We start from the raw sequence: 19,237 nt of genomic DNA, 5'->3' as shown, positions 1-19,237 counted from the left end.
AAATTACTAATTGTTTTTTTCCGAAGATTTGTCGTCAGCCTGCACTTTTTTAAGCTGCTGAAGAAGGTTATAAAACGCCAGAGCCATTCCCAGTAAACCAATTGCAACAGTCAGAAGATTGCTTTCAAACGCGAAATAATCATTGATTTTTTTTCCGCCCCAAAAAGCTAGTCCCATGGTAGCAAGCATCTGAAAAACAATCGCCGAATAAACACCGTACTGTCTAAGTCCGTTTTTCTGAAATTTCTTTTCATCTTCACGGCTGAATTCCTGTTCTGTTGGATTTTCGTCAGACATTTTAGTTTTTTGCAAATCTAGCGATTATAGCGCAATAGAAAAATTTTGAATTTTAAATATCATCTAATTTCTGTATTTTTGCAGCTCTTAAATAAAAAAAACGATGTTCAACAGTTTACAGGATAAGTTAGATAAAGCGCTTCATAATATCTCCGGGCGCGGAAAAATCACCGAAATCAACGTAGCAGAAACGGTTAAGGAAATCCGCCGTGCGTTGGTTGATGCCGATGTTAACTATAAAGTTGCAAAAGATTTAACCAAAAGAGTTCAGGATAAAGCCTTAGGACAAAATGTTCTTACCAGCTTAACTCCCGGTCAGCTGATGACGAAAATCGTTCATGACGAATTGGTTGAATTAATGGGCGGAACCCAGGAAGGAATTAATCTTTCCGGGAAACCAAGCGTTATCTTGATCGCGGGTCTTCAGGGTTCCGGTAAAACCACATTTTCGGGCAAACTTGCCAATTATTTAAAACTAAAGAAAAATAAAAAGCCTTTATTGGTTGCCTGTGACGTTTATAGACCTGCAGCAATTGAGCAGCTGAAAATTCTGGGACAACAGACCGGAATTCCGGTTTATACCGAAGATGGCGCTGTAAACCCTTCTTCTATCGCTGAAAATGCAGTGAAATTCGCCAAAGAAAATAACCATGATGTTGTTATTGTAGATACGGCGGGTCGTCTCGCTATTGATGAGCAGATGATGAACGAAATTAAATCGGTTCATTATTTCATTAAGCCCGACGAAACACTGTTTGTGGTAGATTCCATGACCGGACAGGATGCGGTGAATACTGCAAAAACCTTCAACGAAGCTTTGAATTTCGACGGAGTAGTTCTTACAAAATTAGATGGTGATACGCGTGGTGGAGCTGCCTTGACAATTCGCTCGGTTGTTGAAAAACCCATTAAATTTATTTCTACCGGTGAAAAAATGGAAGCGCTCGATGTTTTCTATCCGGAAAGAATGGCAGACAGAATTCTGGGAATGGGAGACGTTGTTTCCCTTGTTGAAAGAGCTCAGGAGCAGTTTGACGAAGAAGAAGCTAAAAAACTTCATAAAAAAATCGCCAAAAACGAATTCGGATTTGATGATTTCCTCAAACAGATCAACCAGATCAAGAAAATGGGAAATATGAAGGACTTGATGGGAATGATTCCGGGCGTCGGAAAAGCCATAAAAGATGTTGATATTCAGGATGATGCCTTTAAACATATCGAAGCGATTATCCATTCAATGACTCCGGAGGAAAGGAGAAGACCTTCAATTATCAATACCCAAAGGAAAAACAGAATCGCCAGAGGCGCCGGAAGAAAGATTGAAGATGTGAATGCACTGATGAAACAGTTTGAGCAGATGGGCAAAATGATGAAGATGATGCAGGGGCCACAGGGAAAACAGATGATGGAAATGATGAGCAAAGGAATGCCGAAAATGCCTGGAATGGGCGGAAACCTTTTTGGTAAATAACAGCTGTCTTAAATAAATATAAAGACAAAAATCCCGGATTCGATAATCCGGGATTTTTATTTTTATGAAAAACCGACTAAAGCCGTAAACCTAAACCTACATTGAAGAGATTGAAATGAAGTTTCTCTCCTGTTGCAGGGCTTTTAAAAGCATTATTCAACTGAAATGCATACCGCGCTTCGATCAGCAAACCGGAAAATAAATCCGCTCCCAAACCTACAGCAGCGCCAAAATTGGTTTTATTAATTGTATCCGGAACATCATCCAGACGGAACGCAAACTGAGGTCCCAGCTGCACATTTACTCTCGGCAGGAAATAAAATTTCATAATCACCGGAATCTGCAGATAAGAATCATCTTTAAATTTCACATAATTAAGAGCGGGCTGCATCTTTGCAAAGCCTGGAATTCCGAATTCGGTAAATACACCTGCATAATAACCTGCAGTAAGTTCATCGAAATCATCAGAAACTACAGCCGAGGAAAACCCGCCATTGATTCCAAATTTTACCTGAGCATTCATCAGCCCAAACATCATAATGGCAAAAGCCAGTACTACTCTTTTCATAAATTTTTAATTTTTCCCAAAAATATCATTTTAATTCCCGACCAGAAAATGAAAAGGAAACTTTTCCATTCATGCCCCGGAACACAATAAAAAATCCCGGGTCTCACGAACCGGGAAATTTATAATATCTTTTTGCAAATTAGTTGAATTTATATCCAATACCAATATTAAGATAGTTGGCTTTTACTGAGTAACCTGACGGGGCATTTTTAAGGTGATTATTCAACTGAACTGAATATCTTGCCTCTGCGAAGAATTTATCCGTAAACTCATAGGCGCCACCAAATGCGACAGCAAAATTGGTTTTGTTATAATATTGATCCAACTCAGCGGGTATATCTGACAAATCAAATAAAAACTGTGGACCGAACTGTAAATTGAATTTCGGATCAACGTAATATTTTACCATAACAGGGATTTGCAATGCACTTTCGTCTTCAATATTAGCGTAGTTCACAGTAGGTTGAATTTTAATCTTATTACCTGCGTTGATTTCAGCAAAGAAGCCTGCATAAAAACCCGTGGAAGAATTTGTTTCGCTCATCCCAGGTGCTTCTGCTTTTGCAGATCCAACTAACATTCCGGCGTTGGCTCCGAATTTTGTCTGTGCATTTACCATAGTAACAAGGGCAACAGCACCAGCGACTAGTACTTTTTTCATGTTTTAATATATTTAGGCTCCAAATATAAATATCTTCTTAACATTTGTTAACATGATATTTGTCATAAAAAATCCCGCAGCGATGCGGGATATCATATTTATTTTAAAGTCTTCTAATTTCCGAATTTATAAACTAAACCTATTTGGAAAACGTTGTTCTTTACAGCATCATCAGAATTATCCTTTATTACATCTGTGAAACCGGCCACATATCTTACAGTTAATCCGAAATTAGGAATGAAATAATAACCTGCTCCTAATCCAACTCCTAAGTCAAAACTGTTCATTTCATCCTTAAGATCTAAAGTTTCACCACCACCTTTAGCTTTGGAACTGATTAAAAAACTGAATTCCGGTCCGGCTTCTAAATAAAACTGTGGTGTCGCATTGTACTGAAACATTACAGGTACAGAAATATAATCCATATTTATGGATACATCACCACTACCGTCATCTTTCGCACCTTTACTGTTATAGAGCAATTCGGGCTGAATACTGAAACTTTCAGCAAGAGGAGCATTCATAAAAATCCCACCGTAAGGTCCGATTTTCGACTTGGTACCATCGGCACCCGACAAGCTAGATACATTAATTCCTGCTTTTAAACCAAATGTCTGCGCATTTCCTACTGTAAAAAATGCCAAAGCAGCGGCAAAAAATAATTTTTTCATGATCAAAATTTTTAAATTAGTGAAACAAATATAGAATTAATTTTTTAATTAACAACTTATTAACATTATTTATTAAAAACTTAACTAATTAGCTGTCATTCAACTAATTTAAAATTCAGTAAGCTTAATGTGGAAATGTTAGTAACTACTCTTCTCTTTGTCTTTTCTCTTCGTTACCGTAAGCATTGATGATTTTCCTTACAACCGGATGCCGCACCACATCTTCATCTGTAAGATGCACAAAACCAATCTCTTCCACTTCTTTCAGAATCCGCATTGCTTCTTTAAGACCCGATTTCTGCCGCATTGGTAAATCTACCTGACTCGGATCGCCTGTGATGATGAATTTTGCATTCATCCCCATTCTGGTGAGAAACATTTTCATCTGCGAATGCGTGGTATTCTGAGCCTCATCCAGAATTACAAAAGCTTCATCCAGCGTACGTCCACGCATGAAAGCCAACGGTGCGACTTCAATGACTTTCTTTTCGATGAACCCTTCGAGTTTTTCGTGCGGAATCATATCGCGAAGTGCATCATAAAGCGGTTGTAGATACGGATCTAGCTTTTCCTTTAAGTCGCCGGGAAGAAATCCCAGACTTTCGCCCGCTTCCACCGCAGGTCTTGTCAAGATAATTCTTTTCACTTCCTTGTCACGCAAAGCTCTTGCCGCCAAAGCTACGCTTGTATACGTTTTACCGGTTCCTGCAGGCCCGATAGCAAAAACCATATCCTTTTTTTCAGATTCCTTTACCAGTTTCTTCAGGTTGGTGGTTTTCGCTTTGATGATTTTACCGTTAACCCCTTTCACAATGATATCCTGATCAAAGACCAGCTGTTTTTCACTTTCATCTTTAATATTTAGAATATTTTCAAGATCTTTAAGCGTAATCGAATTGTGACGGGAAATGAAACTTACAATATCATCCAGTTTCTTCTTCAGCACATCAAGCGTCTCATTATTCCCTATCGCAAAAACGAAATGATCCCGACCTGTGATTTTAAGCGTAGGAAAAGTTGATTTCAGTAAATTAAAATATTGATTATTGACCCCGTAAAAAGTTTTGGCGTCTATTCCGCTGATTTCGTAATTCAGTTCAAACATATAATAGGTTTGTTATTAATTAATTGATCTAAAAATATCAAATATTATTTAAAGATAAAGTTTTTTATTATTCACATTGGGCGCAGAATATTATTTTTTCCCCTAAATTTGCCATTCTCTACAATTACAGATGCCTGTTATAACTTTCACCTCAGATTACGGATTGGTTGATCACAGAGTTCCCGCTGTGAAAGGTAAAATCCTGAGCTTAAATGAAAATGCCAGAATCATCGATATTTCCCACGAAATACAGGCGTATAACCTTTTGCAGACCGCTTATGTTGTAAGAAATGCCTATCCTTTTTTTCCTGAAGGCACCGTGCACATTATTTCAGTAGACAGTTTTTATACCAAAGAACGAAAATGCATCCTTTATAAAGCGGACGGACATTATTTTATCGCTGCAGACAATGGTGTTTTAAGTCTCATTTTCTATGACATTAAACCCGAAGCAGTTTACGAAATTACTTTCAACAACAGGTTTGATGATGAAGTACGCTTTACATCTACCGATATTTTCGCACCTGTTGCGGTACATTTACAGAAAGGCGGTTTACCGGAAGTCATCGGCAGAAAATTTAAGTCACCCAAGCAACTTTCTTTTCCGCGGCCTGTCTTTAACGAAAACGAAAAAATGATCATCGGCGAAATTATGTACATCGATAATTTCGGGAATATGGTTTCCAACATCAGTAAAAAGTCGTTCGAGAAATACAGTGTAGGATTTGATGGTTTTATTTTGAAATTCCGAAACCTTGTACTTACAAAAATTCATAACCAGTACACCGATTTTATTCAGGACTGGGATATGGAGCATGAATTCCATGGTAAATCCGCTGCCATTTTCAATGATGCTGACCTTTTGGAACTCACCATTTATAAAGGAAATAAAGATAACGGTGCCCGTACCCTTTTCGGGATGAAAGTAGGCGAAAGCATCTACATCGAATTTTATTAATTTTTTGATTATAAAAAAATAGCCGGCTTTAGAAGCCGGCTATTTCTGTTGTTTTGATTATGCAGTTATCTAATCACTTTTTTAGTCACAGTTTCTTTCGAAGTCGTAACACTGATTACGTAAGAACCTCTTGGATTAGCCGTAAGATCAACATTCTCGTCATTTGCATTAAGCTTCGCAGAAGTCTTAACCAGTTTACCTGAAGCATCAAATACTTTGTAAGACTGAATCTTATCTTTTGCGGTAATACTGAAGATTCCCTTTGTCGAAGATTGCGCAATATTTACGGCAGAAGAAGCAGAAACTTCTCCAGTGGCGAGAGTAACACATTCGAAAGTCGCAAGCCAGCCAGAAGCTGCCACACCAGCATCTGAAATAAACCTTACGGTAATTGCTCCCGTAGCATGCGTAGACTGGAAAGGTCCAGGAATTGTGTTTCCACTGATCTGCGTTGCTCCCGCGAATCTCGGAGAACCCGTGCTTGGTCCGTTATAAACATTCATAAAATCGAATCCAGCTTCAGTTTCAAATTCAGTGAAAGTCATTTTAAGCTTATCGGTAGAATTTGTCGGATAAAAGGTTTTTGTAATAATTTGATTATCACCATAATTTGCAGATGCCCCGCCCGGATCGGTAAACAGAACCCCCGAACACCAGTTGGCATCAGTAAGAATAAGCTGTTCGAAAGCGTAAGCCTGCGGTCCAGAACAATCAGTTCCTACGGCTATGGTATAATAAATGCCCGGATCAAGATTTGTAAAATTCAATACTTTAGTGTTGGTAGTTCCTGACTGAATAACAGTTCCGTCCATTTTAGCCAGTTTGTATTTCCAGCTGGTGCCCGTATTATCAACAATCGTTGCAGTTACAGAGTTGGTGGTAAGGTTAGAGATGGTAAGCCCGGTTACAGTAAGATCACAAGAAGTTACACAGTTTGTTCCCAAACATCCTTTGGAGTTAACCGTGTTTCTGATAAGCGCTCCCGGCTGAACACCGAAACCGTTTGCAAAATTAATTCCTACAGAAGGAACCAAATGACAATAACTCATGATTGTACCGCCTGTACCTGTTGGAAGAGGCCCATCGCAACCTTCATTATTTCCTGAAGCCGGCCCGCATCCGTCAATCGCGGTATCATTACCATTCCATTTACATGCATGGGTGTGTGGAGAGCCTAAATTATGACCAATCTCGTGAGTCATTGCCTCAATATTCCATGAATATGTTGGCACATTCTGGAAACTAAGGTTCACACCCGAATAAGAATATCTATAGCTGGTACACAACGCATTAACCCAGGCAATACTTGTTGTCGCAGGATTCCTTAAAAGCTGTGCGATATCTCCATTGAAAGTTGGCCGTCCTGTTCGGAATTTATTTAAAATCTCTGAAGGCGTGCCGGTATACGGATCCGCACCAGCAGTCCAGATAAAGATTTCGCTTAGCGCAACCGTAATTCCGTCGTTGGCATAAAGTGTAGAAACGTTATTATGCATGGCAGTTGCCCAGTTTGTAGTAGTGGTTACGTTTGAACCGTTCAATGTGTAAGGACCAAAACCAACTTCGTAATAAATTCTTACGCAGTTATCGGTTTTCTTATCCGTCATTGTTTTAGGGTTATAAGACGGACCAGACATTTTCTGATTTTCTAGCAGTTCATCTGCAGAACATGAGAACGGATTTTGGCCTTTCAGTTTCTGATCGTTGTAGGATACAAAATCATCGCTGTTTTTAGCCTTGCCAATAACTATATTTCCAATATTCTTGACAGAAGTTACTCCAACCACATCGTTGTTGAAAAAACTTAAGGCAACAAGAGATTCGTTATCACCCTTTACAATCCCGTGATAATAAACACCGGGAGTATAATTGGCATAACCTTTATCTGTATTGATCTTAAAATCATGCGTGAAGAAAGTGTTCTTCACCAGTTCTACTGTGATGTTTTTACCTTCGAACGGAAAAGTCATTTCCATTGCTTCGGGTCTTTCAGTATTAATTCTTTGGATCTCATTTTTATTGAGTTCCATCACTGTAATCCCTTCCGCAGCAGCTTTGTACATATTTTGCTTCTGTACAGACTGATTTTCGGTGAAGAGATTGTATTTAACAAACGTTTTGTTTGCAGATTGTGAATTTTTAACTTTCTCAGCGATAGGTTTTAAATTCTGTGAAAAACCAAAAGAGAAAAATGCCAAACTGAAACACAATTGGAAAATTCTTTTCATAATTAGTAGGATAAATAATTGTAGTATGCAAAAAAACTAAAAATTAATGATATACTCTTCCTAAATGATAATTTTAACACAAAAATTTACTGTTAAGATCTTGGGTCTTTCTACAATCACTTTTATCTGCTATCTTTGCACCTAAATTTTTCTGATGCTTTATACCATTCTCAAAGCCTTCCATATTGTTTTTATGGTCAGTTATTTTGCAGGAATTTTCTATCTGGTTCGGCTCTTTGTTTACTACAAAGACACCGATGAGTTTGAGGCCGCAAAAAAACAGATTCTCCGTGAACAGTACGTTTTCATGGCCCGGCGGTTATGGAATATCATTACCCTTCCGGCGGGAGTAATTATGCTGTTGACTGGTCTTATATTAATTTATCTGAATTCCGGTTTATTGAAAGCACCCTGGTTTCATTTAAAATTAACATTCTTACTTGGCCTTGCAGCTTATCATTTCTGGTGCTGGAAAAAAGTATTGCAGATGAAAAATCTACACGGAGAAGTTTTACCAATTAAAAACATCAAACTGCGGCAAGCCAATGAAATTGCGACATTTATTCTGTTTCTTGTAGTTTTCACCGTGATTCTAAAATCCTGGGTACTGGACAATTGGTGGCAATTAATCACCGGATTTATCGTTTTGGTATTTGCAATTATGCTTACCGTAAAACTCGTAAACAAAGCAAGGAAATAATGACAGCAATATTTAAAAAGGAACTTTGGAGTTATTTCGGCAACTGGAGTGCCTGGCTCATCATCGGTGCTTTCAGTTTAATAGGAACGCTCTTTCTGTTTTTCTTCGAAAACGATTCTAATATTTTCGACATCGGAACAGCCTCATTACAAAGTTATTTTGTTTTGGTACCGTGGTTATTGATGTTTATTATTCCCGCTATATCAATGAAAACTCTTGCAGAGGAACAGCAATCGGGAACTCTGAACTGGCTTTTTTCTCAGCCTGTGAAAATTTCTGAAATCATCTTAGGGAAATTCCTGGCAGTTTGGTTCGTTGGAGTTTTATGCCTCCTCCCCTCGCTTACCTACCTTTACACTGTTTATACTTTGGGCGTTCCGGCAGGAAACATCGATTTAGGCGCTACTTTCGGGAGTTATTTTGGTTTAATGATTTTAACTGCAGCATTTTCAGCGGTAGGAATTTTAGCATCATCACTTTCGCAAAACCAGATTATGGCTTATTTGTTAGGTGTATTCATGTGTTTTATCTTTTATTTCGGAGTCGAGCAGTTGGCCAGTTACAAATTATTGGGAGGCGCTGATTATATTTTATCCAACATCGGTTTTTATCAGCATTTTCTTGCTTTTACCCGCGGTCTCATAGACACCCGTGATATTTTTTATTTCCTGTTGGTTACCGTGCTCTGTCTGTTTTTAGCTAAAATTTTCGTTGAGAAGAAAAAGTAAAAACACTTTAGAATTATTTAAAATGAATAAAAAATATATTTCATATATCATCATCGGGGCAGTTCTGATTCTTGGAATTTTCGGAGTTTTTTCCAAAAGATTCGATCTCACTCAGGAAAAACGCTACACCTTGTCTGAATCGACGGTAAAAATTCTGGAATCCGTTAAAAAACCTTTAACGGTAGATGTATATCTTGAAGGCGATTTCCCGGCAAGTTTTCGTCAGCTGCAGAATGAAACGAAATTTATGCTCGAGGAATTCAGGAAAATAAATCCTAAAATCGACTATAAATTCATTGACCCAATCAAAACCAAAATGTCGAAAGACACTTTGGCCGCTATGGGAATGCAGCCATCTATTCTTCCGGATATGAAAGACGGAAAAATTTCAGAAATCGTCATGTTTCCTTTCGCCGCGCTCAAATATAATTCCTATGGTAGTTCAATCCCGCTCATCATCAACCAAAGCGGAATCGACGCCTCGGAACAGCTCAGCAGATCGATTGAAAACCTCGAGTATAATTTCGCTTCCAATATTAAAGCAATCACCGAAGAAGAAAAGAAAAATATCGGAATTCTGATCAATCAAGACGAACTTGGTCCAAGCCAATTCCAGGGTTTTATCGATATGGCGCTTGAAAGTTATAATGCCGGTCCTATAATTCCGGAAAACCAAACTGAACTTTCACTGGCGGACGTTCCGAAACTGAAACAAATGGACGCGCTGGTCATCGCAAAACCAAGAAAAGCTTTCACCGAAAACGAAAAAGTTATTCTCGACCAATACATCATGAACGGCGGAAAAACCCTGTGGATGATTGATGCGGTAAATGCGGAAATGGACACCCTTTTTCAGTCGAAAAAAATCATGGCCTACCCAATGGAGACCAATCTTACCGATTTCTTTTTTAACTACGGACTCCGGATTAATCCTGGATTGGTGAAGGATATGAAGAAATCTGCACTCATCAGAATTGTCTCCGGTGAAGTTGCCGGAAATCCACAGTTCAGCAGTTTTCTGTGGCCTTACTTTCCACTCGGTATTGCAGAAACTAAAAATCCAATCACCAAAAACATCAATCCTGTAAAGCTTGAATTCCCAACATCAATCGATACTTTAGGAAGAAAAAACATTAAAACCCGCGTACTTTTTGAATCCAGTGAAAGGACAAACGTTAAACAAGTTCCTAACTATGTGGCTTTAGGTGAAATAGTAAGAACTGATTCTTTAAGCGAATTTGACAAGCCCACAACACCAAAAATTTTCGCGGTTAGTTTAGAAGGAAAATTCACGTCAGCTTATGCTTCCAGAAGCGAAAAAAATGGATATCCGGGTTTCAAAGCACAAAGCAGCGATAATAAAATGATTGTAATTGCAGACGGAGATGTCGGCAGAAACCAAGTGTACAAAGGAAATGCGCTGCCATTGGGAGAAGATCTTCTTACGAAACAGACCTACGGAAACGAACAGTTTCTCAGAAATGCGCTTGATTTTCTGTTGGATGATTCAAATTTAATGGAACTGAGAAACCGCAATATTGAAGCACGACTTCTGGACAGACAGCGAATCGACGAAGAAAAAAGTAACTGGCAGTGGCTTAATTTATTGCTTCCTTTGGCAATTACCGGAGTTTTGGGCGGAATTTTCTTCTGGTTCAGAAAAAAGAAATTTGGCTAAGAACATTACTAAAAAATAAAAAGCGGTTTCAGGATTCTGAAACCGCTTTTGTTTTTAAACATCTTTAATGAAATCTTCGTATTCATAATAAAACCTTTCAAAACCATCCATTTTTTCGACAAAAAACTGGAAGATTTCCTGCCAGGTATTTTTATTGAAAACAGAAACATTGTCTTTTGTTACCCAAATCCTGGAAATTACTTTTCCGTTTTCCAGCGTAAAAAATTCATCTTTTTGAATTTCACCAACTTCTTCTTTCAGCATTTCTTCCAAAGACCAAATCTTTTCGTAATACGCATTGCGAAACAGTTCATCTTTCATTTCAATATCTATTGAAACTTCAGCTTTTCTATTATCCGCGTAAAATTTCAGAGAAAAATCTTTAATTTTGGTATCATACAAAAGCCATTTCCTGGGAAAACTTTTCCCGAAAGCGATCCAAAAATCTTTTTTAAGCTGCTGCGCTTCCTGTTTGCTGAACATATTGAAACTAAATTTATGCGAACTTAAACAATTTTTGAAGTTTCACCTCGAATTTTTATCTCTCCGGTTTTTATTACTTTTGTGATATGTTATCGAAAAAATCGCAATATGCTTTAAAAGCGCTTTCGTATCTTGTTGAAAAACAGAACGAAGGTCCGATTCTGATTTCAGAAATTGCGGAAAAGAAAAAAATACCGCTCAAATTTCTCGAAAACATTCTTCTGGAATTAAAAAAAGCTGAAATCCTCGACAGTAAAAAAGGAAAAGGCGGCGGCTATTTTCTGAACGTAAATCCCGAGGATATTTCCCTTGCACGTGTTATTCGTTTGCTCAACGGACCTATTGCCATGCTACCCTGTGTAAGCCTTAATTTCTATGAAAACTGTCTTAACTGTAATGAAAATCACTGCGCTTTACACGACGTTTTAATTGAGGTTCGCGATGCTACACTCGCAGTTTTGGAGAAAAGAAAGCTTAGTCAATTATAAGAACTTTTTTTGGCTTAATAGTCTACCAATTTTGTAGGTTAATAATTAAAAAGTAAATTTGCCGGCAACAATCCTTACTATATGCTTTTACAAGAAGATCTTCTATTAATTGAAAATTTAACAGCCGAAGAGGGTTTACAATTTATTTCAGAAAAATTTACTTCTGGCGCCGTATTTTCCACTTCTTTAGGTCAGGAAGATCAGGTAATTACCGACATGATCTTTAAAAACAAAATGAATATTGAAGTTTTCACTTTGGATACGGGGAGACTTTTTTATGAGCATTACGAACTGCTTTCACAAAACAATGCCAGATACGGAACAAAAACCCAGGTTTATTTTCCCGATTCTGAAGATGTTGAAAAATATGTGAACGAAAAAGGAATAAATGCTTTTTTCCATTCTGTAGAAAACCGCAAAGAATGTTGTTACATTAGAAAAGTAAAACCTCTCAACCGCGCTTTGGAAGGCGCTAAGATCTGGATTACCGGTTTACGCAGCGAGCAGTCGGAAAACCGCGAAAACATGAAAATGATCGAATGGGATGACGACCGGAAACTTTTCAAATTCAACCCGTTGATTCACTGGACCTATCAGGATGTTTTAGATTATATCGAACAGCATAATGTTCAGGATTTGCCTCTTCATAAAAAAGGATTTATCAGCGTTGGCTGTAAACCGTGTACCAGAGCCATAGCAGAAGGTGAAAACCCGAGAGCCGGCCGTTGGTTTTGGGAAGAATCCCAGAAAGAGTGCGGTCTGCATTCACATACCCTTTGATCTTCATCAAATTTAAAAAATCTCAAAACGCATAGTTATCAATATGAGCAAATATAAATTAGACTATCTTAAACAGTTAGAAGCCGAAAGTATTTTCATCATGCGCGAAGTGGCGGCACAGTTCGAAAAACCTGCCCTGCTTTTCAGCGGCGGCAAAGATTCCATTACGCTTGTCCATCTTGCAAAAAAGGCATTTGCGCCGATGAAAATTCCCTTTCCGCTTGTTCATATTGATACGGGTCATAATTTCATTGAAGCATTGAATTACCGTGACCAGCTGGCTGAAGAAATTGGCGCTGAATTAATCGTAAGAAAAGTTGAAGATACGATTCGCGAGAAAAAACTTACCGAACCGAAAGGCAAATTTGCTTCCCGAAACTGGCTTCAAACCCATACCCTTCTGGATACGATTGAAGAATTTAAATTCGATGCCTGTATTGGCGGTGCGCGCCGTGACGAAGAAAAAGCGAGAGCCAAAGAAAGATTTTTTTCTGTACGTGACGAATTCGGTCAGTGGGAACCAAAGCTTCAGCGGCCGGAACTTTGGAACATCTACAACGGAAGAATTCACAAAGGTGAGAATGTGCGGGTATTCCCGATTTCTAACTGGACTGAGCTGGATGTCTGGAATTACATTAAAAAAGAAAAAATTCAGCTTCCTTCGATTTATTTCGCGCACCAACGCGATGTTATTGAATATGAAGGACAGTTAATTGCAGTTTCAGATTTCATTCAGATTGATGAAAATGATACCATCATCAATAAAAAAGTACGCTACCGAACCGTAGGCGACATGACTTGTACTGCCGCTGTAGAAAGCCACGCAGCCACGCTGGATGAAGTGGTAAACGAAATCACAGCTTCCAGAATTTCTGAGCGCGGCGAAACTAGAATTGATGATAAAGTGACCGAAGCCGCCATGGAAGACCGCAAAAAAGGAGGTTACTTCTAAGTTAATTCACTACAAAATTTCACCCTTTCTCCTCAATTATTACTTAAACTGAACATGGATATATTAAGATTTATTACCGCCGGAAGTGTTGATGACGGGAAAAGCACACTGATTGGCAGACTGCTCTACGACAGCAAAAGCATTTTGGTTGACCAGCTTGAGGCCCTCGAAAAACAGTCGAAAAATAAAAATGCAGACGGCATCGATCTGGCTATTCTTACCGACGGTCTTCGCGCCGAAAGAGAACAGGGAATCACCATTGATGTTGCTTACCGCTATTTTTCTACACCAAAGCGCAAATTTATCATTGCCGATGCACCGGGACACGTTCAGTACACTAGAAATATGATTACTGGAGCATCAAATTCACAGCTCATTATTATTTTGATTGATGCGCGTCAAGGTGTGATTGAGCAAACTAGGCGACATTCGATCATCGCATCATTGTTGAAAATGAAACATGTTGTGGTGGCCGTAAACAAAATGGATTTGGTTGATTATTCGGAGGAAGTTTACAATAAAATTAAAGAAGATTACCGCAAAGTTGCAGAAAATCTCGGACTAAAAAATGTAGCGTTTTTCCCAATCTCCGCTTTCAATGGGGATAATATTGTCGAAAAATCTGAGAAAATGCCGTGGTTCGAAGGCGAGCCGCTTTTGAGCTTTTTAGAAAATGTAGAAGTTAGAAATGATGTAGATTATGAAAATGCAAGATTTCAGGTTCAGTATGTTATTCGTCCGCAGACCGATGAACTTCATGATTACCGTGGTTATGCCGGCCAAATTATTTCAGGAACCTATAAAAAAGGAGACAGAATCACAATTCTTCCGGAAAATATAGAAACTACGATTTCTAAAGTGGAAACCGGCGGTACTGAAGTAGAAGAAGTTTTTGCGCTACAACCTGCCGTATTACATATAGCTGATGATATTGATGTAAGCCGTGGAGATTTCTTTGTAAGAACAGAAAATCAGCCACAAGTCGAAAATGAGTTCGAAGCTTTGGTTTGCTGGCTCGACAAACGTGAACTGAACGAAGGAAATAAATATTTCATTCAGCATAAAAGCAGACTTCTGAAAACCATCATTAAAGAGATTGAATACAAAATTGATGTCAATACTTTACAGCGAATCCCTGCAACAGATTCAGTAAAACTGAACGAAATTGTAAAAGTGAGGCTGAAAACCGCATCACCACTGGTGTTTGATTCCTTTGAAAAAAACAGCGCCACAGGAAGCGCAATTCTTGTTGATGAAACCAGCAATTCTACCGTAGGTGCAGTAATGCTTCTTTAGATTTAAAAGCTATACACAGCGCATCTTTTAATGTCTATTGAAAGCAAAATACATAATACATCCCTCAGCGTTTTCCTGAATCTGGAAAACCTGAAAGTACTTATTGTAGGCGGTGGAAGCCAGGCACTGAAAAACCTGAATTTACTTGTTGATAGTTTCCCGGAAACCCAGATAAATCTGGTATGTGAAAATATTTCTGAGAAAATTAAACAATTTGCAAAAAATCATGACAGCATCAGGCTTCACGAAAGGCGGTTCTTCGAAGACGATTTCTACAGTTCCCACATCGCTCTAATTACCGATTGCGGAATTGGTTTTTATACCGAAATTATCGATATTGTTCAGAAGAAAAACATCCTCATCAGTATCGAAAACAAACCGGAACTAAGCGATTTTCAGCTTGAAAGTTTCATTTCAGAAAAAAATCAACTTCCGGCGGAAGAGCAGAAATCGAAATGGCAATATTCGAAAGATGCGAAAAAATACAGAAGGCTTGTGATCTATTTATCCCTGGCTTTCGCTGCTTTTTTCCTCGGCATCGCTTTCGATAAATATTTTTCCTTTATCCAGGCAAAAGATTTTGTATACGAAATTCCCCAGGAGTTTTACTGGATGCTCGCGATCGGATTTTTTGCGCAAATGGTAGATGGTGCTCTGGGAATGGGTTATGGGTTAACGAGTTCCACCCTAATGCTAGGTATGGGAATTAAATTGCCTTCGATCTCCGGTTCTATTCACACTGCAGAGATGTTTTCCAGCGCCATGAGCGGATATTCGCATTATAAGTACGGAAATGTTAATAAAAGAATGTTGCTTTACCTGGCGGTTCCGGGCATTATTGGAGCAGTTTGCGGCTCGCTGCTTCTTATTTATCTAGGCAATGAGTACGAAAACCTTGCAAAAGGGTTAATGGCAACATACACGCTTCTGATGGGCTACAGAATTACAAGACTGGCTTTTAAAAAGATCGTAATCAAACAGAAAACACACCTCGGAAGACTTGGTTTTCTGGGCGGAATGATGGATGCTTTTGGCGGTGGCGGCTGGGGACCGATTGTTACTTCCACCCTTCTTTCCAAAGGACGAAAAACCAATTACGTCATCGGAACCGTAAGCATGGCCGAATTCTTCGTAACGCTTTCTGCAGCGATTGTTTTCTTTTCAAGTTTGGGAGTTTCAAATATCGAAATCATTTTGGGATTAATTATCGGAGGAGTTCTGGCTGCGCCTATCGCTGCAAGATTAGCAGGAAAAATGCCACGTAAAACTGCGCTGATTTTGGTTGCACTTCTGCTTATTGTTTCGAGTGCCAGAAATCTTTATAAAATTTTCTTTTAAACAAAAAAACCTTCCCAACGGAAGGTTTTTATTTAAATTCTCTTTTGTATCAGATTACTTCTAACTCTTTTCCTACTTTCTCAAACGCGGCAATCGCTTTATCCAAATGTTCTTTTGTATGCGCCGCTGAAAGCTGAACCCGGATTCTGGCTTTGCCTTTCGGAACCACAGGATAGAAGAATCCAATAACGTAAATCCCTTCATCCATCAGTTTTTCTGCCATTTTCTGGGCTAAAGGAGCATCATAAAGCATCACAGGAACAATCGCTGCATCACCGTCAGGAATATCGAATCCTTTTGCTTTCATTTCTTTTCTAAAATATTCAGCATTTTCCATCACTTTGTCTCTCAGCGAAGTATCTTCGGAAATCATATCCAGAACTTTCATCGCCGCGCCCACAATTCCAGGAGCCAGTGAATTTGAAAATAAATACGGTCTTGAACGCTGTCTCAGCATATCAATGATTTCTTTCTTTCCGGAAGTAAATCCACCCAAAGCACCGCCTAAAGCTTTTCCTAAAGTTGAAGTAATAAGATCAACTCTACCCATCACGTCGTTCGCTTCGTGCGTTCCGCGGCCGGTTTTTCCGATAAATCCGGTAGCGTGGGAATCGTCAACCATTACCAGACAGTCATATTTTTCTGCAAGATCACAAACTCCCTTTAAGTCAGCAACAATTCCATCCATGGAAAAAACGCCGTCTGTAACAATGATTCTGAAACGGTGATTTTTTTCGGAAGCGGCCTTTAGCTGTGCTTCTAAATCCTCCATATTATTGTTTTTGTAACGGTATCTGGCCGCCTTACACAAACGGACACCGTCAATAATTGAAGCGTGGTTCAGTTCATCAGAAATAATTGCGTCTTCTTCAGAAAATAAAGGTTCGAAAACTCCGCCGTTCGCATCAAAACACGCTGCGTACAGAATCGTATCTTCCATTCCTAAAAATTTGGAAATTTTCGCTTCAAATTCTTTATGGATATCCTGAGTTCCGCAGATAAAACGAACGGATGACATACCGTAACCGTGGCTTTCGATCATATTCTGCGAAGCTTTCATCACTTCTGGATTATTTGAAAGTCCTAAATAATTGTTTGCGCAGAAATTCAGGAGCTTTTTTCCGTTGGCTTCGATTTCGGCGGACTGTTGAGAAGTGATGATTCTCTCGGTCTTAAAAAGGCCTTCATTCTTAATATTTTGTAGTTCGCTCTGTAAGTTATCGAGATAGTTTTTAGAAATCATAATTGAATTTTTTAAGAAACGCTAATTTAACAAAAAAAGCCCTCAATCAACTATGAATTGAGGACTGTTTTAATATGAATTGTAAAAGAGTTGCTATCTTATTTGTACACAATTCCCCACTTTTTATTAAGTTTTTCATATTCTGCCTGGGATTTTGGCTGCCATAGTTTTCCAACTGGCGAACCAAACTCTCTGAAATACCCCTCGAATCCAGCCGGTGTGTAAGCAAATACCATAATGAATATTTCGCTTCCGGTATTTTTTACACCATGCCAGCAATGTTTGGGAATTAAAGCTACGCTGCCCTTTTTAACCCTAATCTCCTTATCTGCGACGTGTAGAATTCCTTCACCCGTGTGAACAAAAATGAGTTCATCTTCGTTCAAATGCTTGTGCATGGGAATCCCTTCACCAGGTGCAATTTCTTCGGTGCAAAAAGACAGGGACTTTTTCCCATTCGGCGAGTGGGCAATTTTTATAGTTAAAGGAGAATTACGTGGTCCAATCCAGTACTTTTCACCTTCGTCTTCATGAACGACCACCGGCTCTGCTTCATCGCAAAATGACAGAAAATCTGCAGGAACAAAAAAGCCTGCAAAACCCAACGATGCCGTGTTGATAAATTGTTTCCGTGACTGTTTCATTTCTACTTGATGAGGCTTGTATGGTCACTTGCGAGTTGCCATTTTCCGTTGCTGTAAAACCATGTCGAAGTGTAACGACCTTTATCCGTAAAAGCTTTTCCTTTATACGTTCCTGAGACAGTGAACACACCTGTTTCTACCGCTGTACTGCGATGAATTCTAAACTTTTTATCCTCAGACTTCACTGAAGTTAATTTAAGGTCAGCAGATTTTATCTGCGCGATCTCTTCGGCTTTATTTCTTATTTTTCCATTTTCATTGACAGAAGTAAATTCTGCAGAAAGCAGCGAATCAAACATGCGGGCATCCTGTGTTGATATCGCTTTATCGTAATTATCGCTTGCTTGTTTCAGTGAGGGCATCAATTCGTCTGAAGTATGAGTTTTTTCAGTAGAATGATCCGAAACAATCATCCATTTACCATCTCTTTTTTCAAACATGGCACTGTAGAACCCTGTATCGTTATGGGGTACAGCATCCGCTTCAAGGCCGGAGGTTGATGCATTCCAAAGCCCGGTTACATAGGCCAGATTACCGTCCATTTTCACTTTCACATCATCACTTTTAACACTTAGTAATTTATAGGAGGGTTTTTCTTTCTCTTTCCTGATTCGCTCTAGTACTTCTGCACGCGTAACCTTAGATCCGTCCGGGTGATAAGAAACAAAATCGGGAGCAAGCGCATTTTCGAAAAATGGTAGATCCCCACTCAGGGACGCCTTATCAAAATCTGCATTCAGCTTGAGTACCATATCAATATCGTTTTTTTGAGAATGTAAAAACGTACTAAAAACAACAACCGAAAACAACGTAAAGAGTTTAGTGAAATTTTTCATGGCTTTGATTTTTGTGTTAAAATTTTAATTTATCAATATAAGTGTTTAGAATATTTTACATTAAAAATATAAAATTACCATAAAAGCCATAGCTGATCAACCGCTAAATCAC

The 19,237-nt window shown here is 38.8% G+C and carries 20 protein-coding genes; 10 read left to right on the top strand and 10 right to left on the bottom strand.

All coding sequences use genetic code 11. The features are described from left to right. Nucleotides 1-6 precede the first annotated feature (6 nt). Nucleotides 7-297, bottom strand: coding sequence for an AtpZ/AtpI family protein (locus KTV93_RS11090; protein ID WP_218249036.1), 291 nt, complete (start codon nt 295-297; stop codon nt 7-9). A 103-nt stretch (nt 298-400) separates the two neighbouring features. On the opposite strand from KTV93_RS11090, the gene ffh reads away from it, so the two are divergent. Then, complete coding sequence (gene ffh, locus KTV93_RS11085; RefSeq protein ID WP_218249035.1) at nt 401-1,768, top strand: signal recognition particle protein; 1,368 nt, start codon at nt 401-403, stop codon at nt 1,766-1,768. Between the two features lie 76 nt (nt 1,769-1,844). On the opposite strand, the gene KTV93_RS11080 is transcribed toward ffh, so the two are convergent. The 4 genes from KTV93_RS11080 to KTV93_RS11065 form a co-directional block, all read right to left on the bottom strand. Further along, the gene (locus tag KTV93_RS11080) at nt 1,845-2,336 is read right to left on the bottom strand and encodes a PorT family protein (protein WP_218249034.1); all 492 of its coding nucleotides are present in this window, start codon (nt 2,334-2,336) and stop codon (nt 1,845-1,847) included. Between the two features lie 139 nt (nt 2,337-2,475). Beyond that, a complete protein-coding gene (locus tag KTV93_RS11075; RefSeq protein ID WP_218249033.1) occupies nt 2,476-2,997 on the bottom strand; it encodes a porin family protein in 522 nt (173 codons plus the stop codon). 113 nt (nt 2,998-3,110) lie between these two features. Continuing rightward, the gene (locus tag KTV93_RS11070; RefSeq protein ID WP_218249032.1) at nt 3,111-3,668 is read right to left on the bottom strand and encodes a porin family protein; all 558 of its coding nucleotides are present in this window, start codon (nt 3,666-3,668) and stop codon (nt 3,111-3,113) included. Nucleotides 3,669-3,813: 145 nt separating this feature from the next. Then, a complete protein-coding gene (locus KTV93_RS11065; RefSeq protein ID WP_218249031.1) occupies nt 3,814-4,773 on the bottom strand; it encodes a PhoH family protein in 960 nt (319 codons plus the stop codon). Between the two features lie 130 nt (nt 4,774-4,903). On the opposite strand from KTV93_RS11065, the gene KTV93_RS11060 reads away from it, so the two are divergent. After that, nucleotides 4,904-5,731 carry an SAM hydrolase/SAM-dependent halogenase family protein gene (locus KTV93_RS11060; protein ID WP_218249030.1) on the top strand — a complete coding sequence of 276 codons (828 nt, stop codon included), beginning with the start codon at nt 4,904-4,906 and terminating at the stop codon, nt 5,729-5,731. A 65-nt stretch (nt 5,732-5,796) separates the two neighbouring features. Here KTV93_RS11060 and KTV93_RS11055 read toward each other — a convergent pair whose 3' ends face one another. Then, nucleotides 5,797-7,959, bottom strand: coding sequence for a M12 family metallo-peptidase (locus KTV93_RS11055; RefSeq protein WP_218249029.1), 2,163 nt, complete (start codon nt 7,957-7,959; stop codon nt 5,797-5,799). Between the two features lie 154 nt (nt 7,960-8,113). On the opposite strand from KTV93_RS11055, the gene KTV93_RS11050 reads away from it, so the two are divergent. The 3 genes from KTV93_RS11050 to gldG are packed head-to-tail and all read left to right on the top strand — an operon-like array spanning nt 8,114 to nt 11,065. After that, nucleotides 8,114-8,659 (top strand): CopD family protein, encoded by a 546-nt coding sequence (locus tag KTV93_RS11050; protein ID WP_218249028.1) that lies wholly within the window; start codon nt 8,114-8,116, stop codon nt 8,657-8,659. Next, nucleotides 8,659-9,387 (top strand): ABC transporter permease subunit, encoded by a 729-nt coding sequence (locus KTV93_RS11045; RefSeq protein WP_218249027.1) that lies wholly within the window; start codon nt 8,659-8,661, stop codon nt 9,385-9,387. Before KTV93_RS11050 ends, KTV93_RS11045 begins: the two co-directional genes overlap by 1 nt. 22 nt (nt 9,388-9,409) lie before the next feature. Continuing rightward, on the top strand, nt 9,410-11,065 hold the full coding sequence (gene gldG / locus KTV93_RS11040; RefSeq protein WP_218249026.1) for a gliding motility-associated ABC transporter substrate-binding protein GldG: 1,656 nt from the start codon (nt 9,410-9,412) through the stop codon (nt 11,063-11,065). Nucleotides 11,066-11,119: 54 nt separating this feature from the next. Here the strand turns inward: gldG and KTV93_RS11035 are convergent, their stop codons facing one another. After that, entirely contained in the window at nt 11,120-11,548 is a 429-nt protein-coding gene (locus tag KTV93_RS11035; RefSeq protein WP_218249025.1) for a DUF4268 domain-containing protein, read from the bottom strand. 86 nt (nt 11,549-11,634) lie between these two features. Here KTV93_RS11035 and KTV93_RS11030 point away from each other — a divergent pair, with 86 nt between their 5' ends. From KTV93_RS11030 to KTV93_RS11010, 5 genes are all read left to right on the top strand, one after another. Then, nucleotides 11,635-12,036: an RrF2 family transcriptional regulator gene (locus KTV93_RS11030; RefSeq protein ID WP_218249024.1), complete on the top strand. Its 402-nt coding sequence runs from the start codon at nt 11,635-11,637 to the stop codon at nt 12,034-12,036. 81 nt (nt 12,037-12,117) lie between these two features. Beyond that, a complete protein-coding gene (locus KTV93_RS11025) occupies nt 12,118-12,816 on the top strand; it encodes a phosphoadenylyl-sulfate reductase (RefSeq protein WP_218249023.1) in 699 nt (232 codons plus the stop codon). Nucleotides 12,817-12,859: 43 nt separating this feature from the next. Beyond that, nucleotides 12,860-13,768 carry a sulfate adenylyltransferase subunit CysD gene (gene cysD / locus KTV93_RS11020; protein WP_218249022.1) on the top strand — a complete coding sequence of 303 codons (909 nt, stop codon included), beginning with the start codon at nt 12,860-12,862 and terminating at the stop codon, nt 13,766-13,768. Between the two features lie 54 nt (nt 13,769-13,822). Then, the gene (locus KTV93_RS11015) at nt 13,823-15,064 is read left to right on the top strand and encodes a sulfate adenylyltransferase subunit 1 (RefSeq protein ID WP_218249021.1); all 1,242 of its coding nucleotides are present in this window, start codon (nt 13,823-13,825) and stop codon (nt 15,062-15,064) included. A 30-nt stretch (nt 15,065-15,094) separates the two neighbouring features. After that, nucleotides 15,095-16,402, top strand: coding sequence for a TSUP family transporter (locus tag KTV93_RS11010; protein ID WP_218249020.1), 1,308 nt, complete (start codon nt 15,095-15,097; stop codon nt 16,400-16,402). Between the two features lie 49 nt (nt 16,403-16,451). On the opposite strand, the gene kbl is transcribed toward KTV93_RS11010, so the two are convergent. The 3 genes from kbl to KTV93_RS10995 all read right to left on the bottom strand — a co-directional run bounded on the left by kbl (nt 16,452) and on the right by KTV93_RS10995 (nt 19,125). After that, nucleotides 16,452-17,645 carry a glycine C-acetyltransferase gene (gene kbl / locus KTV93_RS11005; RefSeq protein WP_218249019.1) on the bottom strand — a complete coding sequence of 398 codons (1,194 nt, stop codon included), beginning with the start codon at nt 17,643-17,645 and terminating at the stop codon, nt 16,452-16,454. Nucleotides 17,646-17,743: 98 nt separating this feature from the next. After that, nucleotides 17,744-18,289 (bottom strand): cupin domain-containing protein, encoded by a 546-nt coding sequence (locus KTV93_RS11000; protein WP_218249018.1) that lies wholly within the window; start codon nt 18,287-18,289, stop codon nt 17,744-17,746. Nucleotides 18,290-18,291: 2 nt separating this feature from the next. Continuing rightward, nucleotides 18,292-19,125, bottom strand: a complete 834-nt coding sequence (locus KTV93_RS10995) for a nuclear transport factor 2 family protein (RefSeq protein ID WP_218249017.1) — start codon at nt 19,123-19,125, stop codon at nt 18,292-18,294. Between the last annotated feature and the right edge of the window lie 112 nt (nt 19,126-19,237).

This window comes from Kaistella faecalis, from assembly GCF_019195395.1.
Classification (GTDB): domain Bacteria; phylum Bacteroidota; class Bacteroidia; order Flavobacteriales; family Weeksellaceae; genus Kaistella; species Kaistella faecalis.
Note: the sequence above shows the minus strand (reverse complement) of the source record. Positions and strands in the feature narration are given on the sequence as shown.

Bases quoted from the DNA above. Each gene is read 5' to 3' on its own strand.
- KTV93_RS11090 (WP_218249036.1), bottom strand. From the start codon at position 297: ATGTCTGACGAAAATCCAACAGAACAGGAATTCAGCCGTGAAGATGAA.
- ffh (WP_218249035.1), top strand. From the start codon at position 401: ATGTTCAACAGTTTACAGGATAAGTTAGATAAAGCGCTTCATAATATC.
- KTV93_RS11080 (WP_218249034.1), bottom strand. From the start codon at position 2,336: ATGAAAAGAGTAGTACTGGCTTTTGCCATTATGATGTTTGGGCTGATG.
- KTV93_RS11075 (WP_218249033.1), bottom strand. From the start codon at position 2,997: ATGAAAAAAGTACTAGTCGCTGGTGCTGTTGCCCTTGTTACTATGGTA.
- KTV93_RS11070 (WP_218249032.1), bottom strand. From the start codon at position 3,668: ATGAAAAAATTATTTTTTGCCGCTGCTTTGGCATTTTTTACAGTAGGA.
- KTV93_RS11065 (WP_218249031.1), bottom strand. From the start codon at position 4,773: ATGTTTGAACTGAATTACGAAATCAGCGGAATAGACGCCAAAACTTTT.
- KTV93_RS11060 (WP_218249030.1), top strand. From the start codon at position 4,904: ATGCCTGTTATAACTTTCACCTCAGATTACGGATTGGTTGATCACAGA.
- KTV93_RS11055 (WP_218249029.1), bottom strand. From the start codon at position 7,959: ATGAAAAGAATTTTCCAATTGTGTTTCAGTTTGGCATTTTTCTCTTTT.
- KTV93_RS11050 (WP_218249028.1), top strand. From the start codon at position 8,114: ATGCTTTATACCATTCTCAAAGCCTTCCATATTGTTTTTATGGTCAGT.
- KTV93_RS11045 (WP_218249027.1), top strand. From the start codon at position 8,659: ATGACAGCAATATTTAAAAAGGAACTTTGGAGTTATTTCGGCAACTGG.
- gldG (WP_218249026.1), top strand. From the start codon at position 9,410: ATGAATAAAAAATATATTTCATATATCATCATCGGGGCAGTTCTGATT.
- KTV93_RS11035 (WP_218249025.1), bottom strand. From the start codon at position 11,548: ATGTTCAGCAAACAGGAAGCGCAGCAGCTTAAAAAAGATTTTTGGATC.
- KTV93_RS11030 (WP_218249024.1), top strand. From the start codon at position 11,635: ATGTTATCGAAAAAATCGCAATATGCTTTAAAAGCGCTTTCGTATCTT.
- KTV93_RS11025 (WP_218249023.1), top strand. From the start codon at position 12,118: ATGCTTTTACAAGAAGATCTTCTATTAATTGAAAATTTAACAGCCGAA.
- cysD (WP_218249022.1), top strand. From the start codon at position 12,860: ATGAGCAAATATAAATTAGACTATCTTAAACAGTTAGAAGCCGAAAGT.
- KTV93_RS11015 (WP_218249021.1), top strand. From the start codon at position 13,823: ATGGATATATTAAGATTTATTACCGCCGGAAGTGTTGATGACGGGAAA.
- KTV93_RS11010 (WP_218249020.1), top strand. From the start codon at position 15,095: ATGTCTATTGAAAGCAAAATACATAATACATCCCTCAGCGTTTTCCTG.
- kbl (WP_218249019.1), bottom strand. From the start codon at position 17,645: ATGATTTCTAAAAACTATCTCGATAACTTACAGAGCGAACTACAAAAT.
- KTV93_RS11000 (WP_218249018.1), bottom strand. From the start codon at position 18,289: ATGAAACAGTCACGGAAACAATTTATCAACACGGCATCGTTGGGTTTT.
- KTV93_RS10995 (WP_218249017.1), bottom strand. From the start codon at position 19,125: ATGAAAAATTTCACTAAACTCTTTACGTTGTTTTCGGTTGTTGTTTTT.